General features: G+C 36.6%; 18 protein-coding genes. 17 read left to right on the top strand and 1 reads right to left on the bottom strand.

Annotated features, from left to right (window positions below):
• The first annotated feature begins 4 nt into the window (after nucleotides 1-4).
• From BTOYO_RS08165 to BTOYO_RS08145, 5 genes are all read left to right on the top strand, one after another.
• Complete coding sequence (locus BTOYO_RS08165) at nucleotides 5-1,285, top strand: peptidase U32 family protein (protein WP_000217963.1); 1,281 nt, start codon at nucleotides 5-7, stop codon at nucleotides 1,283-1,285.
• 17 nt (nucleotides 1,286-1,302) lie between these two features.
• Nucleotides 1,303-1,941: a uridine kinase gene (gene udk, locus BTOYO_RS08160; protein WP_000537080.1), complete on the top strand. Its 639-nt coding sequence runs from the start codon at nucleotides 1,303-1,305 to the stop codon at nucleotides 1,939-1,941.
• A 274-nt stretch (nucleotides 1,942-2,215) separates the two neighbouring features.
• Nucleotides 2,216-2,692, top strand: a complete 477-nt coding sequence (gene greA, locus BTOYO_RS08155) for a transcription elongation factor GreA (RefSeq protein WP_000102593.1) — start codon at nucleotides 2,216-2,218, stop codon at nucleotides 2,690-2,692.
• 91 nt (nucleotides 2,693-2,783) lie between these two features.
• Nucleotides 2,784-4,538: a peptidoglycan D,D-transpeptidase FtsI family protein gene (locus BTOYO_RS08150; protein ID WP_000702462.1), complete on the top strand. Its 1,755-nt coding sequence runs from the start codon at nucleotides 2,784-2,786 to the stop codon at nucleotides 4,536-4,538.
• Between the two features lie 116 nt (nucleotides 4,539-4,654).
• Complete coding sequence (locus BTOYO_RS08145) at nucleotides 4,655-5,305, top strand: YrrS family protein (protein ID WP_000897105.1); 651 nt, start codon at nucleotides 4,655-4,657, stop codon at nucleotides 5,303-5,305.
• A 34-nt stretch (nucleotides 5,306-5,339) separates the two neighbouring features.
• On the opposite strand, the gene BTOYO_RS08140 is transcribed toward BTOYO_RS08145, so the two are convergent.
• Entirely contained in the window at nucleotides 5,340-5,555 is a 216-nt protein-coding gene (locus BTOYO_RS08140; protein WP_000010978.1) for a YrzA family protein, read from the bottom strand.
• A gap of 136 nt (nucleotides 5,556-5,691) precedes the next feature.
• Between BTOYO_RS08140 and BTOYO_RS08135 the strand changes: the two genes are divergently transcribed.
• The 12 genes from BTOYO_RS08135 to BTOYO_RS08080 all read left to right on the top strand — a co-directional run bounded on the left by BTOYO_RS08135 (nucleotide 5,692) and on the right by BTOYO_RS08080 (nucleotide 17,037).
• Nucleotides 5,692-6,330 (top strand): class I SAM-dependent DNA methyltransferase, encoded by a 639-nt coding sequence (locus BTOYO_RS08135; RefSeq protein ID WP_000536326.1) that lies wholly within the window; start codon nucleotides 5,692-5,694, stop codon nucleotides 6,328-6,330.
• Nucleotides 6,331-6,344: 14 nt separating this feature from the next.
• Nucleotides 6,345-7,040, top strand: coding sequence for a 5'-methylthioadenosine/S-adenosylhomocysteine nucleosidase (mtnN, locus tag BTOYO_RS08130; RefSeq protein ID WP_001217043.1), 696 nt, complete (start codon nucleotides 6,345-6,347; stop codon nucleotides 7,038-7,040).
• Nucleotides 7,041-7,122: 82 nt separating this feature from the next.
• Complete coding sequence (locus BTOYO_RS08125) at nucleotides 7,123-8,046, top strand: O-acetylserine dependent cystathionine beta-synthase (RefSeq protein ID WP_001103866.1); 924 nt, start codon at nucleotides 7,123-7,125, stop codon at nucleotides 8,044-8,046.
• 3 nt (nucleotides 8,047-8,049) lie between these two features.
• The gene (locus tag BTOYO_RS08120) at nucleotides 8,050-9,183 is read left to right on the top strand and encodes a bifunctional cystathionine gamma-lyase/homocysteine desulfhydrase (protein WP_001201921.1); all 1,134 of its coding nucleotides are present in this window, start codon (nucleotides 8,050-8,052) and stop codon (nucleotides 9,181-9,183) included.
• Nucleotides 9,184-9,443: 260 nt separating this feature from the next.
• Complete coding sequence (gene adhE, locus BTOYO_RS08115) at nucleotides 9,444-12,050, top strand: bifunctional acetaldehyde-CoA/alcohol dehydrogenase (RefSeq protein WP_000260456.1); 2,607 nt, start codon at nucleotides 9,444-9,446, stop codon at nucleotides 12,048-12,050.
• Between the two features lie 123 nt (nucleotides 12,051-12,173).
• The gene (locus BTOYO_RS08110; RefSeq protein ID WP_033657341.1) at nucleotides 12,174-12,401 is read left to right on the top strand and encodes a YrhC family protein; all 228 of its coding nucleotides are present in this window, start codon (nucleotides 12,174-12,176) and stop codon (nucleotides 12,399-12,401) included.
• Nucleotides 12,402-12,558: 157 nt separating this feature from the next.
• The gene (locus BTOYO_RS08105) at nucleotides 12,559-13,506 is read left to right on the top strand and encodes an ABC transporter substrate-binding protein (protein WP_000748483.1); all 948 of its coding nucleotides are present in this window, start codon (nucleotides 12,559-12,561) and stop codon (nucleotides 13,504-13,506) included.
• A 5-nt stretch (nucleotides 13,507-13,511) separates the two neighbouring features.
• Nucleotides 13,512-14,540 (top strand): FecCD family ABC transporter permease, encoded by a 1,029-nt coding sequence (locus tag BTOYO_RS08100; RefSeq protein WP_000445395.1) that lies wholly within the window; start codon nucleotides 13,512-13,514, stop codon nucleotides 14,538-14,540.
• Nucleotides 14,527-15,345, top strand: coding sequence for an ABC transporter ATP-binding protein (locus BTOYO_RS08095; RefSeq protein WP_000626364.1), 819 nt, complete (start codon nucleotides 14,527-14,529; stop codon nucleotides 15,343-15,345). The genes BTOYO_RS08100 and BTOYO_RS08095 overlap by 14 nt, the downstream gene beginning before the upstream one ends.
• Entirely contained in the window at nucleotides 15,312-15,707 is a 396-nt protein-coding gene (locus tag BTOYO_RS08090; protein ID WP_000556701.1) for an ankyrin repeat domain-containing protein, read from the top strand. The genes BTOYO_RS08095 and BTOYO_RS08090 overlap by 34 nt, the downstream gene beginning before the upstream one ends.
• A 308-nt stretch (nucleotides 15,708-16,015) precedes the next feature.
• Nucleotides 16,016-16,522, top strand: a complete 507-nt coding sequence (locus BTOYO_RS08085) for a GNAT family N-acetyltransferase (RefSeq protein WP_000469138.1) — start codon at nucleotides 16,016-16,018, stop codon at nucleotides 16,520-16,522.
• A 56-nt stretch (nucleotides 16,523-16,578) separates the two neighbouring features.
• Nucleotides 16,579-17,037 (top strand): GNAT family N-acetyltransferase, encoded by a 459-nt coding sequence (locus tag BTOYO_RS08080; RefSeq protein WP_000276121.1) that lies wholly within the window; start codon nucleotides 16,579-16,581, stop codon nucleotides 17,035-17,037.
• The last annotated feature ends 72 nt before the right edge of the window (nucleotides 17,038-17,109 follow it).

Here is a 17,109-nt window from a genome sequence, read left to right as displayed (position 1 = left end):
GGAAATGACTGTACAAGAAATTTCACGAGTGATCGATGGCAAGCGCGTTATTGTGAAGAAACCTGAACTGTTAATCCCTGCGGGTAACTTAGAAAAATTAAAAGTAGCTATCCATTATGGGGCAGATGCTGTATATTTAGGTGGACAAGAATTTGGTCTTCGTTCTAATGCAGGTAACTTTACGCTAGAAGATATGGCAGAAGGCGTTGAATTTGCAAAGAAATATGGAGCGAAAATATACGTAACAACAAATATTTTCGCACATAATGAAAATATGGACGGGCTAGAGGAATATTTAAAAGGGATTGAAAAGGCTGGTGTAACGGGAATTATCGTTGCAGATCCGCTTATTATTGAGACGTGTAAACGTGTAGCGCCTTCTGTTGAGGTGCATTTAAGTACACAACAATCGCTATCCAACTGGAAAGCAGCACAGTATTGGAAAGAAGAAGGTTTACATCGTCTTGTATTAGCTCGTGAAGCAAGCTATGAAGAAATGAAAGAAATTAAAGACAAAGTGGACATTGAAATTGAAGCATTCGTCCATGGTGCAATGTGTATCGCATATTCAGGAAGATGTACATTAAGTAACCATATGACAGCGCGTGACTCTAACCGTGGTGGTTGTTGTCAATCTTGTCGCTGGGACTATGACTTAGTTCAAACGGTATCACAACATAAAGATGCAAAAGAGCTTCCTTTATTCCAAAAAGAAGATGCTCACTTTGCGATGAGTCCAAAAGATTTAAATTTAATCTTGTCAATTCCGAAAATGATTGAAATTGGAATTGATAGCTTAAAAGTTGAAGGACGTATGAAATCTATCCATTACGTAGCGACTGTAGCAACTGTATATCGCAAAGTAATTGATGCGTATTGTGCGGATCCGGATAACTTTGAGTTTAAACAACAATGGTTAGATGAGCTTGATAAATGTGCAAATCGTGATACAGCTCCTGCATTCTTTGAAGGGGTTCCAGGACATCAAGAGCAAATGTTTGGAAATCATAGTAAGAAAACAACGTATGATTTTGCTGGTTTAGTGTTAGATTATAATGAAGAAACGGGCATCGTAACGCTTGAGCAACGTAATCACTTCAAACCAGGACATGAAGTGGAGTTCTTTGGACCAGAAATAGAAAACTTTACGCAGACGGTGGAGAAAATTTGGGATGAGGATGGAAACGAATTAGATGCAGCGAGACATCCGTTGCAAATCGTAAAATTCAAAGTGGATCAACCAGTGTATGTGAATAATATGATGCGCAAAAACATACTTCAATAAGAAAGAGTGGTAGTCGAATGGGGACGAATAAGCCTGTTGTAATTGGAATCGCTGGTGGTTCAGGATCAGGAAAAACAAGTGTAACGAAAGCGATTTTTGACCATTTTAAAGGTCATTCCATTTTAATCTTGGAGCAAGATTATTATTACAAAGATCAAAGCCATTTACCGATGGAAGAGCGTTTAAAAACAAATTATGATCATCCGCTTGCGTTTGATAATGATCTGTTAATTGAACATTTGCAGCAGTTGCTTGCATATGAGCAAATTGATAAGCCTGTATATGACTATACATTGCATACGCGTTCAGAAGAAATTATTCCAGTTGAGCCGAAAGATGTAATCATTTTAGAAGGAATTCTTATTTTAGAAGACCCACGTCTTTGTGAGTTGATGGACATTAAGTTATTCGTTGATACAGATGCAGATCTTCGTATCCTGCGCCGCATGCAGCGTGATATTAAAGAGCGCGGTCGTACGATGGATTCAGTTATTGATCAATACGTAACTGTTGTGCGTCCAATGCACAATCAATTTATTGAGCCTTCTAAGAAATTTGCGGATATTATTATCCCTGAAGGTGGACAAAACCATGTTGCAATTGATATTATGGTGACAAAAATTGCAACAATTCTTGAACAAAAAGTAAATTTGTAATAGCATAGTAAAAGATATACGATAGGAAGGGATTTTTTCCCTTCCTATCGAATACAATGAAGCATGCAACCTCATCTATATATAGGTGAGGGCATATTTATATCAACTTTCCATACATATCTTCTTTAAAAGAAGAATTGGAAATACGGGGTTGTATGTGACAACTCCGCTAGTGCAAGGGTACTAGAAACCTCCGCTAACAATGGAAGCGGAGGAGTTTTCATATGGAACTCCTCTTTTTTCAGGGGATTGGTATATAAAAGGAGTGGAAAATATGTCAACAGAAAAAACATACCCTATGACGCAAGAGGGTAAGCAAAAATTAGAGAACGAAGTTGAGCAATTAAAAACAGTAAGACGTAAAGAAGTAGTAGAGCGTATTAAAATCGCGCGTAGCTTCGGCGATCTTTCTGAGAACTCTGAGTACGATGCAGCGAAAGATGAGCAAGCGTTCGTAGAAGGACGTATTACACAATTAGAAAACATGATTCGTAACGCAGTTATCATCGAAGATAATGGCGAAGAATCTACTGTCGTTACATTAGGTAAAACAGTAACATTTAAAGAATTACCAAATGGAGATGAAGAAGCTTACACAATCGTAGGTAGCGCGGAAGCTGACCCATTCGAAGGAAGAATTTCTAACGATTCTCCAATCGCAAAGAGCTTATTAGGTAAGCAAATTGGTGAGAAGGTAGCAATTCAAACACCAGGCGGAGAAATGCAAGTAGAGATTATCTCTGTTAAATAATAAAAATCACTCGTGTAAAAACGAGTGGTTTTTTTATTTGTATAAAAGGTTAAACACCTCGTCCAAACTATAATAGACGAGGTGTTTTTTTATGAAAATAAGACGGAGAATTACAGTTGTTTTAATTTGTTTTATATGTGTGATGTTTTTATTACTTTGTCGTTTACTCCAAATACAGATTATAGATACTGAATCTTTTACTGATCGAAATATTAATTTAATCGAAAGAAGCGTTACGCAACGAACACAATCACTTACAGTAGATAATGGAAGAGGACATTTTACAGATCGGAATGATAAAGAAATTGGTGAAGAGAAATACCCAGTTTTAATTATTTTTCCTTTTTTACAAATAAAAAATGACATGTTAAAGAAAATTGCGCATATCATTGGTGTGTCGAGACAAGAGATCAAAATACAAATGAAAGATAAAAAAAATGCATTTATACTCCAAAGAGGAAATGAGCCATTTCCTTTAGTACGAGAGCAGATGGAGAAGATTAATCAATTAAATGTATTGGGCATTGTAGCGGCTGAAGTTCGATTAAAACAAACTGGAGGGACAAATCATTTAGTGGGTGAAGTGGGGGAGAATGAACGAGAATTCCAAAAGCGATATGGAGAAGTAGAAAAAATTTCAAAACAAACGCCAATTGGTATTTCTGGATTACAGCAATCTTTTGATGAATTTTTATTAACTGATGGAGAGGCAAAAGTATTGTATCAAGTGGACCGGCAAGGAGAACCGATTTTTGGAAAACAGGCGAAATACACTTCGCCAGGAAATCCATTTTATCCAGTTACAATTCAAACTACTTTACATAAAGAGTTGCAGCAAAAAGCTGAAGAGACAATTGAAAAAAGTGAAATAAAGAAGGGGGGATTAGTATTACTTGATGTAAAAACAAATGAAATACTAGCGATGGTTAGCAAACCATCTTTACAGGTTAAAAACGAAAGATTATATAAAGCTACACTTGAAAATCAAATGTTAACACCGCATTTTCCTGGTTCTGTTTTTAAAACAGTAGTTGCAACGGCAGCGATTGATCAAAATATAAATGTATTGAATCGCACATTTAATTGTAATAAAGATTTATATGGTGAAAACGACCCACAAGTTTTGATGGGAACACTTAGTTTTAAAGGGAGCTTTGCTAGAAGCTGTAACAGGGCATTCTCACAGTTAGGTAACGAGCTAATACAAAAGGATAAGATGGTGTTAGAAACGTACGTAGCGGCTTTAGGAGCAGTTGGAAAGGTTGGTTGGAACGGTTCGGTATTTCATACATCGCGTTTCGAGCAAATGCCAGAGGAGAAGAGTGCTATTATCTGGGGGAGTGAGGAAAATAAGACTAGTAAAAAAGCGGTAGCGCAAACAGCAATTGGACAGAAAGATGTACGTATATCACCTCTAGCAATCGCTAATATGATGGCGACGATTGCTAGGAATGGAGAAAAAATGGAAGTGAAAGCTGTTAAAAAAATAGTGTATAAAAATGGAAGTGACTTTTTTACATTTGAAAACCATAAATTAAATGGAAAACAGCTTTCTTATGAAACAGTAAAAACATTACAAGAGTTATTAAGAGGCGTTGTAACAACAGAGAAAGGAACAGGAGCAGCATTCAGGTCGTTGCCACTAAGTGTCGCTGGAAAATCTGGGACAGCACAAACAGGAAAAGGGATGAAGGTCAATCGCTGGTTTGCAGGTTATTTTCCATATGAAAATCCAAGATATGCTTTAGTTGTCGTTGATATAGAAACGGACAGCAGTGTAAATAAAGTCACATCCATTTTCAAAGATATCGTAGAAGAAATCCATCGATTAGAGAATGAAAAGTAATCTTGCAATTCATAGTGAAATGTTTTCATTTCATGAAAATATTATTGTAAATGTTCAACCTTTCTAGATTTAATGTTACAATAGCAAGTATGAAAAACTGCATGGAGGTTTGAAGAATGGCAGGAGGATCTAGATTCCAACAGAAACAACAAAAACGTCGTCAAAACGGTGTTTTAAATATTGCAATCGCTATTGTATTAGTGGCAGTAGCTATTGTAGCATATCAATTGTTCGTTCCTGACACAAAAGAGCAAGCGTCTTCTAATGATAAAAAGGTAGCTCAGCAAACAACAAAAGAAAATAAAGCTGAGAAAGCTAAAGGTAAAGAAGAGACGAAGAAGGACGAACAAGAGAAGGCAGAGGCTAAGAAGAAGGAAGAAGAAGAGAAGCAAAAGGCTGAAGAAGAAAAGCAAAAAGCTGAAGAAGAAGCGAAAGCTAATGAGAAAGTGGCAGCTGAAAAAACACAGCCAAAGGCAACAGATGCTTATACGAAACCTTCTTGGAAGCCAGTAGGTACAGAGCAAGGTGCAACACCTGCGATGACGTTTAACAAAGGTACAGCAGATTGGAATGAGATGAATCAAGCGATTTCCGCTGCAATCGACGTTCCGGTAGAGCAATTAGTTATTCATAGAATCGGAAATAACGGTAAGAATAAAGCTTACGGCAACGTACAAGATAAGCAATCAGGTAAAAAATATTATGTAAATATTGATTGGGTAGAAAATGAGGGCTGGAAACCAGTGCTTGTTCAAACTCTAAACTAAAAAAGAGAAGCTCCTAGGAGCTTCTCTTTTTTAGTTAGCATAATTTCTTTAATTTAAAATGAACAACCGCGCTGTAATACGGTCTTTTGCTTTCGGGATCCATAACCATTTGATGCGAGATGTGATGAACTTCAAGCATAAGTGCTTTATTATTATCAATTTGTTCACTAATTTTTCTTTCTAAGGAAGCTAAGTCTCCCGCTTCAAAAAATTCTATTTTATCTTCTAACATTTCAAAGGTAAATGACATGAAGATGCCCCCTCTCCTATGTAATCAACTACAGTGTAACAAAGAAAAGAAGGAAATACCACGTGCATTTCAATTGACATTTTTAGAAAGAGGGAATATCATACTGATAAAACCGATAAGAAAAAGGGGAATTTTTATGGGCACAGAATTTAATGGTTTATTTGATGAGTGGGCTCATACGTACGACTCATTCGTACAAGGCGAAGATATACAATATAAAGAAGTTTTCGCCCATTATGAGGACATTTTAGAGGATGTAGTTAACAAGTCATTTGGTAACGTATTAGAATTTGGTGTTGGTACTGGCAATTTAACAAATAAATTATTACTTGCCGGTCGTACAGTTTACGGTATAGAACCGTCGCGTGAAATGCGCATGATTGCAAAAGAGAAATTGCCAAAGGAATTTTCTATTACAGAAGGTGATTTTCTTTCGTTTGAAGTTCCGAATTCAGTTGATACCATTGTAAGCACCTATGCATTTCATCATTTAACAGATGATGAAAAAAATGTAGCTGTTGCGAAGTATAGTCAATTGCTAAACAAAGGTGGTAAAATAGTGTTTGCTGATACGATATTTGCAGATCAAGATGCATATGATAAAACTGTTGAAACAGCAAAACAAAGAGGTTTTCACCAGTTAGCAAACGATTTGCAAACGGAATACTATACACGTATTCCGATCATGCAGACTATATTTGAAAACAATGGCTTCCATGTAACGTTTACGAGATTAAATCATTTCGTTTGGGTAATGGAGGCAACTAAGCAATAGAAAGAGGGATTAGATTGAGAATTGCTGTAATTGGAGCAATGGAAGAAGAAGTACGTATTTTACGTGACAAATTAGAACAAGCAAAAACAGAAACGGTTGCGGGTTGTGAATTTACGAAAGGACTATTAGCAGGACATGAAGTAATCTTGTTAAAGTCTGGTATTGGTAAAGTAAATGCAGCGATGTCAACGACAATTTTATTAGAAAAATATAAGCCTGAAAAAGTAATTAATACTGGTTCAGCTGGTGGATTCCATCATTCTCTAAATGTTGGAGATGTAGTTATTTCAACAGAAGTTCGTCACCATGACGTAGATGTAACAGCATTTAACTATGAATATGGTCAAGTACCAGGAATGCCACCTGGATTTAAAGCTGATGAGGCATTAGTTGCATTAGCTGAGAAATGTATGCAAGCTGAAGAGAATATTCAAGTTGTAAAAGGTATGATTGCAACAGGGGATGCATTTATGAGTGATCCGAACCGCGTTGCAGCAATTCGTGATAAATTTGAAAATCTTTATGCAGTAGAAATGGAAGCGGCAGCTGTTGCACAAGTGTGCCACCAATACGAAGTTCCATTTGTTATCATCCGCGCACTTTCTGATATTGCTGGTAAAGAATCAAATGTTTCATTTGATCAATTTTTAGATCAAGCAGCCCTTCATTCTACAAACTTTATCGTAAAAGTACTAGAAGAGTTAAAGTAATGTAACAAAAAGGCAACTGTCTCATATAAAGAAAATACATACAGTTGCCTTTTCTTTATTGGCAAATAAGGGGGAGAACACGATGAATGTATATCGTGGAGTTCATGAGTTAATTGGTCATACACCAATTGTAGAAATTACTCGGTTTTCACTTCCAGAAGGGGTCCGTTTATTTGCGAAGCTTGAATTTTATAACCCAGGCGGAAGCGTTAAGGATCGTTTAGGAAGAGAATTAATCGAAGACGCGCTAGAAAAAGGGCTTGTCACGCAGGGTGGAACAATTATTGAACCGACTGCTGGAAATACTGGTATTGGACTGGCACTTGCAGCGTTAGAACATGATTTACGCGTTATTGTTTGTGTACCAGAGAAATTTAGTATTGAGAAACAAGAATTAATGAAAGCGCTAGGCGCAACAGTCGTGCATACACCGACTGAGCAAGGAATGACCGGAGCAATTGCAAAAGCAAAAGAGTTAGTAAATGAAATACCGAATTCATACTCTCCAAGTCAGTTTGCGAATGAAGCAAACCCACGTGCTTATTTCAAAACATTAGGTCCTGAACTTTGGAATGCATTGAATGGAGAGATTAACATATTTGTTGCTGGAGCAGGAACCGGCGGTACATTCATGGGAACTGCATCTTATTTGAAAGAAAAAAATATAGATATTAAAACAGTTATTGTAGAACCAGAAGGATCTATTTTAAATGGTGGTAAAGCTGGTTCACATGAAACAGAAGGAATTGGTCTTGAATTTATTCCACCATTTTTGAAAACATCTTATTTTGATGAAATTCATACGATTTCTGATCGAAATGCATTTTTACGAGTAAAAGAATTAGCGCAAAAAGAAGGACTTTTAGTTGGGAGCTCTTCAGGAGCAGCATTTCATGCAAGTTTACTGGAGGCAGAGAAAGCAACACCAGGTACAAATATTGTAACGATTTTTCCTGATAGTAGTGAGCGCTATTTAAGTAAAGACATATACAAAGGATGGGAATAAAAAATGAGAGCAAAGACAAAGTTAATTCATGGTATTCGCATAGGAGAACCTTCAACTGGATCTGTAAACGTACCGATTTATCAAACAAGTACGTATAAACAAGAAGCAGTTGGTAAGCATCAAGGATATGAATATTCACGTACAGGCAACCCAACACGAGCAGCTTTAGAAGAAATGATTGCCGTATTAGAAAACGGTCATGCTGGATTTGCATTTGGTTCGGGAATGGCTGCTATTACAGCAACAATTATGTTGTTCTCAAAAGGTGATCACGTTATTTTAACAGATGATGTTTATGGGGGAACGTATCGTGTTATTACGAAAGTATTAAACCGCTTCGGTATTGAGCATACATTTGTAGATACAACAAACTTAGAGGAAGTTGTAGAAGCAATTCGTCCAAATACGAAAGCGATCTATGTGGAAACACCAACGAATCCACTACTAAAAATTACTGATATTAAGAAAATATCTACTCTTGCTAAAGAGAAAGATTTATTAACAATTATTGATAATACATTCATGACGCCATATTGGCAGTCGCCGATTTCTTTAGGAGCAGACATTGTACTTCATAGTGCAACGAAATATTTAGGAGGTCATAGTGACGTAGTTGCAGGTCTAGTAGTGGTAAATAGCCCACAACTAGCAGAAGACCTTCACTTTGTACAAAACTCAACGGGAGGTATTCTTGGACCACAAGATAGCTTCTTACTACTTCGCGGTTTAAAAACGTTAGGAATTCGTATGGAAGAACATGAAACGAATTCACGCGCAATTGCTGAATTCTTAAATAATCATCCAAAAGTAAATAAAGTATATTATCCAGGCCTTGAATCACATCAAAACCATGAATTAGCAACAGAACAAGCAAACGGATTTGGTGCTATCATCTCATTTGATGTAGATAGTGAGGAAACATTAAATAAAGTACTTGAGAAACTGCAATACTTTACACTTGCTGAAAGCCTAGGAGCAGTCGAAAGTTTAATTTCTATCCCATCTCAAATGACACATGCATCAATCCCAGCAGATCGTCGTAAAGAATTAGGAATTACAGATACATTAATTCGTATCTCTGTCGGAATTGAAGATGGTGAAGATTTAATTGAAGATTTAGCACAAGCGCTAGCATAATAAAAATGCACTGCTAATGTGGAGCAGTGCATTTTTATTATGTTTATTTGTGAAATATTTCACAAATTAGACATACACAAATGAAATGATTTCATGTATATTGAATTCATGAAATGTTATTCACGAATAAACTTGTGAAATATTTCACAAACAATGGGATTCATGTAGGACGGTAACTCTATTTTTTTTCGCTAATCGGGACTTATTATGACCTATAGGGACTTATAAAGACCGTGATAACAGAATAGGAGGAAATTTACATGGTAGTCAAAGAGAAAGTTGTAAATGAAATGCAAGAGGTAAAAGAGATGATTGATACGTTAGTAAATAACGGTCAAGAAGCTTTACAAGCATTAGAAAGTTTTACACAAGAACAGATTGACAACATTGTTCATGAAATGGCACTAGCAGGTGTTGATCAACATATGTCGCTTGCAAAATTGGCTGTTGAAGAAACAGGCCGTGGTGTCTATGAAGACAAATGCATAAAAAATATTTTTGCCACTGAATATATTTGGCATAGTATAAAGCAAGATAAAACGGTAGGAGTTATTCATGAAGATCCTCATGAAGAAATAATAGAAATTGCGGAACCAGTCGGTGTAGTAGCTGGAGTAACGCCAGTAACGAATCCAACGTCAACAACAATGTTTAAAGCATTAATCGCGATAAAAACGAGAAATCCAATTATTTTCGCATTTCATCCTTCTGCACAAAATTGTTCCGTTGCAGCGGCCAAAACAGTATATGATGCAGCGGTGAAGGCGGGTGCGCCAAAGCATTGTATTCAATGGATTGAAAGACCATCTGTCGAAGCGACGAAACAATTAATGAACCATGATGGTGTCGCACTCGTTCTAGCAACTGGAGGCGCTGGTATGGTGAAATCGGCTTATTCTACTGGTAAACCAGCACTAGGTGTAGGTCCTGGTAATGTACCGTGTTATATAGAGAAATCAGCACATGTAAAACGAGCTGCTAATGATTTAATTTTATCGAAAACATTTGATAACGGTATGATTTGTGCATCGGAACAGGCAATCATTATCGATAAAGAAATTTATGATGATGTTAAAACAGAAATGATTGCAAATAATTGTTACTTTGTAACAGAGGAAGAGAGAAAGAAATTAGAAAAGCTCGTTATAAATGAAAATACATGTGCAGTAAATAGTGATATTGTAGGGAAATCTGCACAGTATATTGCCGAATTAGTTGGGATGACTGTGCCTGAACATACAAAAATACTTGTAGCTGAAATTAAAGGAATTGGGGCAGCGTATCCACTATCTCGTGAGAAACTGAGCCCAGTATTAGCTTGTGTAAAAGCGAATTCATTAGAAGAAGGATTTACATATTGCGAAGAAATGTTGAATCTTGGAGGTTTAGGGCATTCAGCAGTCATTCATTCTACAAATAAAGAAGTACAAAAACAATTTGGTTTACGTATGAAAGCTTGCCGTCTTATTGTAAATGCACCTTCATCACAAGGCGGAATAGGTGACATATATAATGGGTTTATTCCATCGCTTACACTTGGTTGTGGTTCATACGGGAAAAACTCAGTTTCTCAAAACGTAACAGCGACTCATTTATTAAATATAAAAAGGCTGGCAAATAGAAAAAAGAATATGCAGTGGTTCAAGTTGCCACCAAAAATTTATTTTGAAAAACATGCTACGGCGTATTTAGCAAATATGCCTAACATTTCACGCGCATTTATTGTAACGGATCCAGGAATGGTTGAGCACGGCTATGTAGACACAGTTACGCACTATTTACGTAAGCATGCAAATGATGTGAAAGTTGAAGTGTTCTTTGAGGTCGAGCCAGATCCGTCAGATGAAACTGTTTTTAAAGGTGCGGAAATGATGAGAAGCTTTAAGCCTGATGTAATTATTGCACTTGGTGGCGGTTCAGCTATGGATGCGGCAAAAGGGATGTGGTTATTCTATGAGCATCCAGAAACATCATTCTATGGCATTAAACAGAAATTTTTAGATATAAGAAAACGTACATGTAAATATCCGGAATTAGGAAATAAAGCGCAGTTTGTTGCCATTCCAACAACATCAGGAACAGGGTCAGAAGTGACACCATTTGCGGTTATTACAGATAAGAAAAATAATATAAAGTATCCGCTTGCAGATTATGAATTAACACCAGATGTAGCGATTGTTGATCCGCAATTTGTAATGACAGTACCACCACATGTAACAGCAGATACTGGTATGGATGTTTTAACACATGCAATTGAGGCGTATGTGTCTGTTATGGCAAATGACTATACAGATGGATTAGCATTAAAAGCTATTGATCTCGTATTCAAATATTTACCGAGAGCATATAAAGATGGAAATGATGAAGAAGCAAGAGAAAAAATGCATAACGCTTCTGCAATTGCAGGGATGGCATTTGCAAATGCTTTCCTCGGTATTAATCACAGCTTAGCACATAAGATTGGACCAGAATTCCATATTCCGCACGGACGCGCAAATGCCATTCTAATGCCGCACGTAGTCCGCTATAATGCTATTAAGCCAAGAAAACACGCATTGTTCCCAAAATATGAGTACTTTGTGGCAGATGAAAGATATGCACATATAGCGAGAATGCTCGGGCTTCCAGCAAGTTCGGCAGCAGAAGGGGTGGAATCACTTGTCCAAGCAATTATTGAGCTTGGAAAAAGCTTGAATATTAATATGAGTATTATGGGGCAAGGAGTCGATAAAGAGAAATTTGAAGAGGTTGTTGGAGTATTAGCAGAACGGGCTTTTGAAGACCAATGTACAACAGCCAATCCGAAATTACCGCTCATTTCAGAGTTGAAAGAAATTTATATGGAAGCATATAAAGGTGTGGAATAGATAGGAAAGAGTCGCAATTAAGCGGCTCTTTTTCTTTTGGAAAACATCTCCCCGAATGGCTGCATTTACTTGTCTTTCAGTTTCATAGAATATGATACAGTGAAATGGAGGAGTGAGAATATGATGAAAGAATTACAAGGGAAAATAGAAGATTATACTCGGTTCGGACAGATCCTTCTCGCTGTAAGCACATTGTTAATGGTTGGCTTATTGATTCCGAATGGAGCAAAAGAAACGATACAATTTTTTGTTATGATGGGGAGCATCGTTATATTTTTAAGTTTATCGTTCTTTTTCTTTCAGCGTGTAAAAGTGATGCGTGACCAGTTGGAGGAAAATGAATGTGAGTAATAGTATTAAATAGAGCGCTACAAAAAGAAAGGATCTTTTTGTAGCGCTTTTTGTTTTTTTTGAAGAAAATGTATGCGTTTTTGTTGACAATGATAATCCTTATCAATTAAAGTAGAATAGTAGTTAATGATTATCATTATCAATTAGAGGTGGAAGAATGAAAAAGTCTATTACGCTATTTACAGCGATTTTATCTGTTTTTTTCTTATTAATAGGTTGCAATGCAAAGGGAAACGACAAAGCGTCTGCAACCAAAACAGAAAAAGGAAAAGAAAAAATCGAAATTACCGACCTATCGGGCAGAAAGGTAACATTCGATAAAACACCAGAGAGCTTTGCAACATTAAGTATGGGTGATATGGATATTATTCATGCTTTAGACGGAAAGATTATAGGTCGTCCAGATACGAAATTAACTCTTCCGGAGGAGTTAAAGAAAGCGCAAGTAATTGGGAATGCACATCAGCCGAATTTTGAGCAAATTGCTAGCTTAAAGCCAGATGTACTTGTTGCTAACAATGGATTCCAAAAGAATGTTCCAACGGTTGAAGGTCAAGGGACGAAAGTAGTCATTTCTACTGCAAATTCTGTACAAGATATTCAAAAGAATATTGAAATATACGGAGCAGTAATGAAGAAAGAAGATAAAGCAAAAGAACTGAATCAAAAAATGAATGATCAAATGAAGAAATATGAGAAAAAGAGTGATGTGAAAGCATTGCTAGTGTATGGAGCACCAGGAACTTATTTAGCAGCATTACCAACATCTCTGTCAGGTGACATTTTAGAGAAAACGGGCGGAAAAAATATTGCAGCTGGTTTTCCAGAAATGAAAGAATATCCGCAATATGCACAGCTAAGTGTAGAACGTATTATTGAGGCGAATCCAGATGTAATTTATTTAATTACACACGGAGACCCGAATAGCGTGAAAAAAGCATTTGAAGGCGAAATGATGAAAAATGAAGCGTGGAAAAATTTAGATGCAGTAAAACAAAATCGTGTAGTTATTTTACCACCAGACTTATTTGGATCAAATCCTGGAACAAAAGTAACAGAAGCTATGGACTTTATGTATAAAAGTATACAAGATGTAAGGAAATGATAAGTATGGAGAGTAATGAAGTAGTAAGAGAAAAGGAACATCCTTTTGCGAAAAAAAGATGGGGAATAGCAGTTATTTTAGTCGTATTAACGATTCTAGGTCTTTTTTACGGTCTTTTCGCGGGAAGTTTATCCTTTTCTTTACGAGACATCCTAACAGGGATGCAAGATGAAGGTTCGATAGTTCATCGAATTGTATGGGATCTTCGTATACCAAGGGTGCTCGTTGGATTTATAGTAGGAACGTGTTTAGCGACATCAGGTGCATTATTGCAAGGGGTTATGAGAAACCCTCTTGCAGACCCTGGTATTATCGGGGTTTCATCTGGAGCGGGTCTTGTAGCAATTATAATTATGATTTTATTTCCTCAGCACATGGCTTTTTTACCGCTAGGGGCGTTTTTAGGAGCTTTCATCACAGCAATGGTCATCTATGCTTTATCATGGCAAAAAGGGGCACCACCTTCAAGAATTGTCTTAGTAGGTGTGTCGATTAATGCATTGATTGGTGCAGCAACGTCAGCATTAATGTTATTACATAGTGACAAAGTACAATCTGTTTTACCGTGGTTAGCTGGTGGCATTGGTGGTGTAAGCTGGGCACATTTAAATATGATTATTTATTATGCGATATTTGCTATTATATTAGCCTTCTTTGGTATTAAGCATATTCGAGTATTAATGCTTGGAGATGAAATGGCAAAGTTATTAGGACATAACGTGGAAAAAAGTCGTTTTTATTTAATCGTAGTAAGTACATTATTAGCTGGAATAGCAGTTAGTGTTTCTGGACTTATTGGGTTTGTCGGTCTTGTTGTACCGCATATGCTACGTTTATTAGTTGGAAATGATTATAAATATTTGCTGCCTCTATCATGCCTTGGCGGCGGGGTATTACTTGTTTTTGCGGATGCGATAGCTCGAAGTTGGTTCGATCCAATCGAATTGCCTGTTGGTATTTTATTATCCTTCTTAGGTGGTCCGTTCTTCTTATATTTAATTCATAGAGGAGGAAAACAACGTGATTTCCGTTGAAAAAGTGTTTTACGCACATTCTGAAAGATTTCAAATGCAAAATACGAATGTACATATTAAAGCTGGAGAAGTTGTTAGTTTAATTGGACCGAATGGATCGGGGAAATCTACTTTGCTTCGTTTAATGGCAAGGCTACTTAAACAAAGCGAAGGGGAAATCATTTTAGATGGGAAAAATATTCATACGATGAAGAGTGCCGATGTAGCGAAGCAATTAGCGATGTTACCACAAATGCATGATCATCAATTAGATTTAACAGTGAAAGAATTAATTGAATTTGGAAGAGGCCCCCATAAATCATGGAGTGTTCGCTTAAATAAAGAAGATGAAGAAATTGTTAATTGGGCATTGTCTGTTACAAATCTTGAAGGGTATGAATATCGTCTTTTACAATCTTTATCAGGAGGAGAAAGGCAGCGTGCTTGGATTGCAATGACGCTAGCACAACGCACGAATGTTTTATTATTAGATGAGCCAACAACTTTTTTAGATATCGTTCATCAGTTGGAAGTAATGGAACTTGTGAAACGATTAAATGAGGAGTTTGGTATGACAATTGTAATGGTTTTACATGACATTAACCAAGCTACTCAATATAGTGATCGTTTACTCGTATTAAAGCGAGGGGAGATTCAGTATGACGGTGTACCAGAAGAAGTATTATGTCATGAAATGTTTCAATATGTATTTGGTATAGAAGTGGATATTTTTCAAGGAAGTGACAAACCATTTTTTACACCGAAACGAATTTCTAAAAAAGGAGAAGAGCGATGCATACAGAAGAGCGTATTACCACTGAGTTAGTAAGAGAATTTGTTATGGCAGCTCACGGAAATTTAGAAAAAGTACAGGAACTGTTGGTTGAATCGCCCAGCTTACTTCATGCCTCTTACAATTGGGGCGGATCAGATTGGGAAAGTGCCTTAGGAGCATCGGCACATGTAGGTCGTAAAGATATTGCTCTTTATTTACTGGAAAAGGGTGCTCGCATGGATATTTTTGCTGCAGCTATGCTTGGAGAGTTAGAAGTTGTACAAGCTATTTTAGTAGCACAACCAGAAGCATTACGTGCATCTGGCCCACATGGTATTTCCCTTCTTCAACATGCGCGAATGGGTGGAGAAAAAGCACAGCGTGTGTTTGATTACTTAACAGTGCTCTCTTAATGACCGCAAAAGTTCTTATGTGCGGTAAACTTTTCACTTTCAAATAATTGAAAAGTTTACCGCCCGTTAGAACGGGATAAGTATCTAGTATATTTGAAAATCCTACACCCCCCTCAATTGTAGTTTTCTTTGTACTAGTTATGATATGGATGCAGTAGACAATATTTGTCTACTGCTTTTTTTATCGGGTAAAAGAATGAACATTCTGCATTTTTTGTTTCGTTCATTTATAATAGGTAGTAATACTTATTATATATGTAAAATATGGTCGTGAAATAAAGAACACATTAGTGGGAAGGAGTGCAGAAATGTTTCATACAGATCGTTTACAAGTTCGCAAATATACAATGGATGATTTACAGTTCTACGCTTCACTATGGGGAAACGAGAAGGTAATGCGCTATATTGGAAATGGAACGTTAAAAACATATATGCAATGCAAAAAAAGCTTGGAGGAGTGGGTAATTCCTAATTATAAAAATGGTCTCGGTTTATTTGTAATGATTGAAAGGGAAACGGGAATACGAATTGGTCATGCGGGACTAGTAAAGCAGAAGATAGATGGAAAAGAGGAAATTGAAATTGGTTATTGGTTACTTCCTCAGTATTGGGGAAAAGGGTATGCGAAAGAAGCAGCTGCGGCATTTCGAGACTACGGTTTCCAAGCATTACAAATGAATAAATTAATTTCTCTTATTAATCCGAACCATCCCGCCTCAATATTTGTTGCTAGAAAAACAGGGCTTAGTTATGAGAAAACAACTTCATTTCAGGGGATGGATGTTCTTGTTTATTCGATTAAGCGAGTTGGATGAAAAAAGGTAAATTGCATCTTTTGAAGAATGGTATATAAAAATAAAGGGGGGATTACATGTATATTTACCATAATGGGCTTATTATCCGTGAAGGAACGAATGGAGTACCAGCATATGCAATTAAAACTTTATTTGAAGATGCCGGTTGGAGTAATGATAATATCCCTTCTTGGCAAATTGAAAAATTTACGCTTGCATTTGAAAATTCAACATGGGCTTTCACAATTTGGGATGAAGAAGAAATGGTTGCGATGGTTAGAGTGATTTCTGATCAAATGATGGTTGCTAACATAGTAAATTTGGTTGTGAAGTGTGAGTATAGGGGGAAAGGATTGGGTAAGAAACTTGTAGCTCTTTGTTTACAAAAGCTTCCCCATGGTGATTGGTTTGCACATACATCTGCGAACAATTTTGATTTTTATAGAAGTTGTGGATTTGAAGTTAGAGAGTTATCCAGAAATGGTACATGTGCGTATTATGGATACCAAATCGCAAAAAGAGATGGTCATCGGTAAATGGGTGAAAAGTAAAGAAATACAGTTATAAGTATTTCTAATTATTTTTTGTAATAGAAAATGAATTAAGAC

The sequence above is a fragment of the Bacillus toyonensis BCT-7112 genome, assembly GCF_000496285.1.
Classification (GTDB): domain Bacteria; phylum Bacillota; class Bacilli; order Bacillales; family Bacillaceae_G; genus Bacillus_A; species Bacillus_A toyonensis.
Note: the sequence above shows the minus strand (reverse complement) of the source record. Positions and strands in the feature narration are given on the sequence as shown.

Coding starts and splice junctions, on each gene's coding strand:
- BTOYO_RS08135 (WP_000536326.1), top strand. CDS start 5,692: ATGGGCACAGAATTTAATGGTTTATTTGATGAGTGGGCTCATACGTAC.
- BTOYO_RS08105 (WP_000748483.1), top strand. CDS start 12,559: ATGAAAAAGTCTATTACGCTATTTACAGCGATTTTATCTGTTTTTTTC.
- BTOYO_RS08140 (WP_000010978.1), bottom strand. CDS start 5,555: ATGTCATTTACCTTTGAAATGTTAGAAGATAAAATAGAATTTTTTGAA.
- BTOYO_RS08080 (WP_000276121.1), top strand. CDS start 16,579: ATGTATATTTACCATAATGGGCTTATTATCCGTGAAGGAACGAATGGA.
- BTOYO_RS08125 (WP_001103866.1), top strand. CDS start 7,123: ATGAATGTATATCGTGGAGTTCATGAGTTAATTGGTCATACACCAATT.
- udk (WP_000537080.1), top strand. CDS start 1,303: ATGGGGACGAATAAGCCTGTTGTAATTGGAATCGCTGGTGGTTCAGGA.
- BTOYO_RS08110 (WP_033657341.1), top strand. CDS start 12,174: ATGAAAGAATTACAAGGGAAAATAGAAGATTATACTCGGTTCGGACAG.
- BTOYO_RS08165 (WP_000217963.1), top strand. CDS start 5: ATGACTGTACAAGAAATTTCACGAGTGATCGATGGCAAGCGCGTTATT.
- BTOYO_RS08100 (WP_000445395.1), top strand. CDS start 13,512: ATGGAGAGTAATGAAGTAGTAAGAGAAAAGGAACATCCTTTTGCGAAA.
- BTOYO_RS08090 (WP_000556701.1), top strand. CDS start 15,312: ATGCATACAGAAGAGCGTATTACCACTGAGTTAGTAAGAGAATTTGTT.
- BTOYO_RS08085 (WP_000469138.1), top strand. CDS start 16,016: ATGTTTCATACAGATCGTTTACAAGTTCGCAAATATACAATGGATGAT.
- BTOYO_RS08120 (WP_001201921.1), top strand. CDS start 8,050: ATGAGAGCAAAGACAAAGTTAATTCATGGTATTCGCATAGGAGAACCT.
- greA (WP_000102593.1), top strand. CDS start 2,216: ATGTCAACAGAAAAAACATACCCTATGACGCAAGAGGGTAAGCAAAAA.
- adhE (WP_000260456.1), top strand. CDS start 9,444: ATGGTAGTCAAAGAGAAAGTTGTAAATGAAATGCAAGAGGTAAAAGAG.
- BTOYO_RS08145 (WP_000897105.1), top strand. CDS start 4,655: ATGGCAGGAGGATCTAGATTCCAACAGAAACAACAAAAACGTCGTCAA.
- BTOYO_RS08150 (WP_000702462.1), top strand. CDS start 2,784: ATGAAAATAAGACGGAGAATTACAGTTGTTTTAATTTGTTTTATATGT.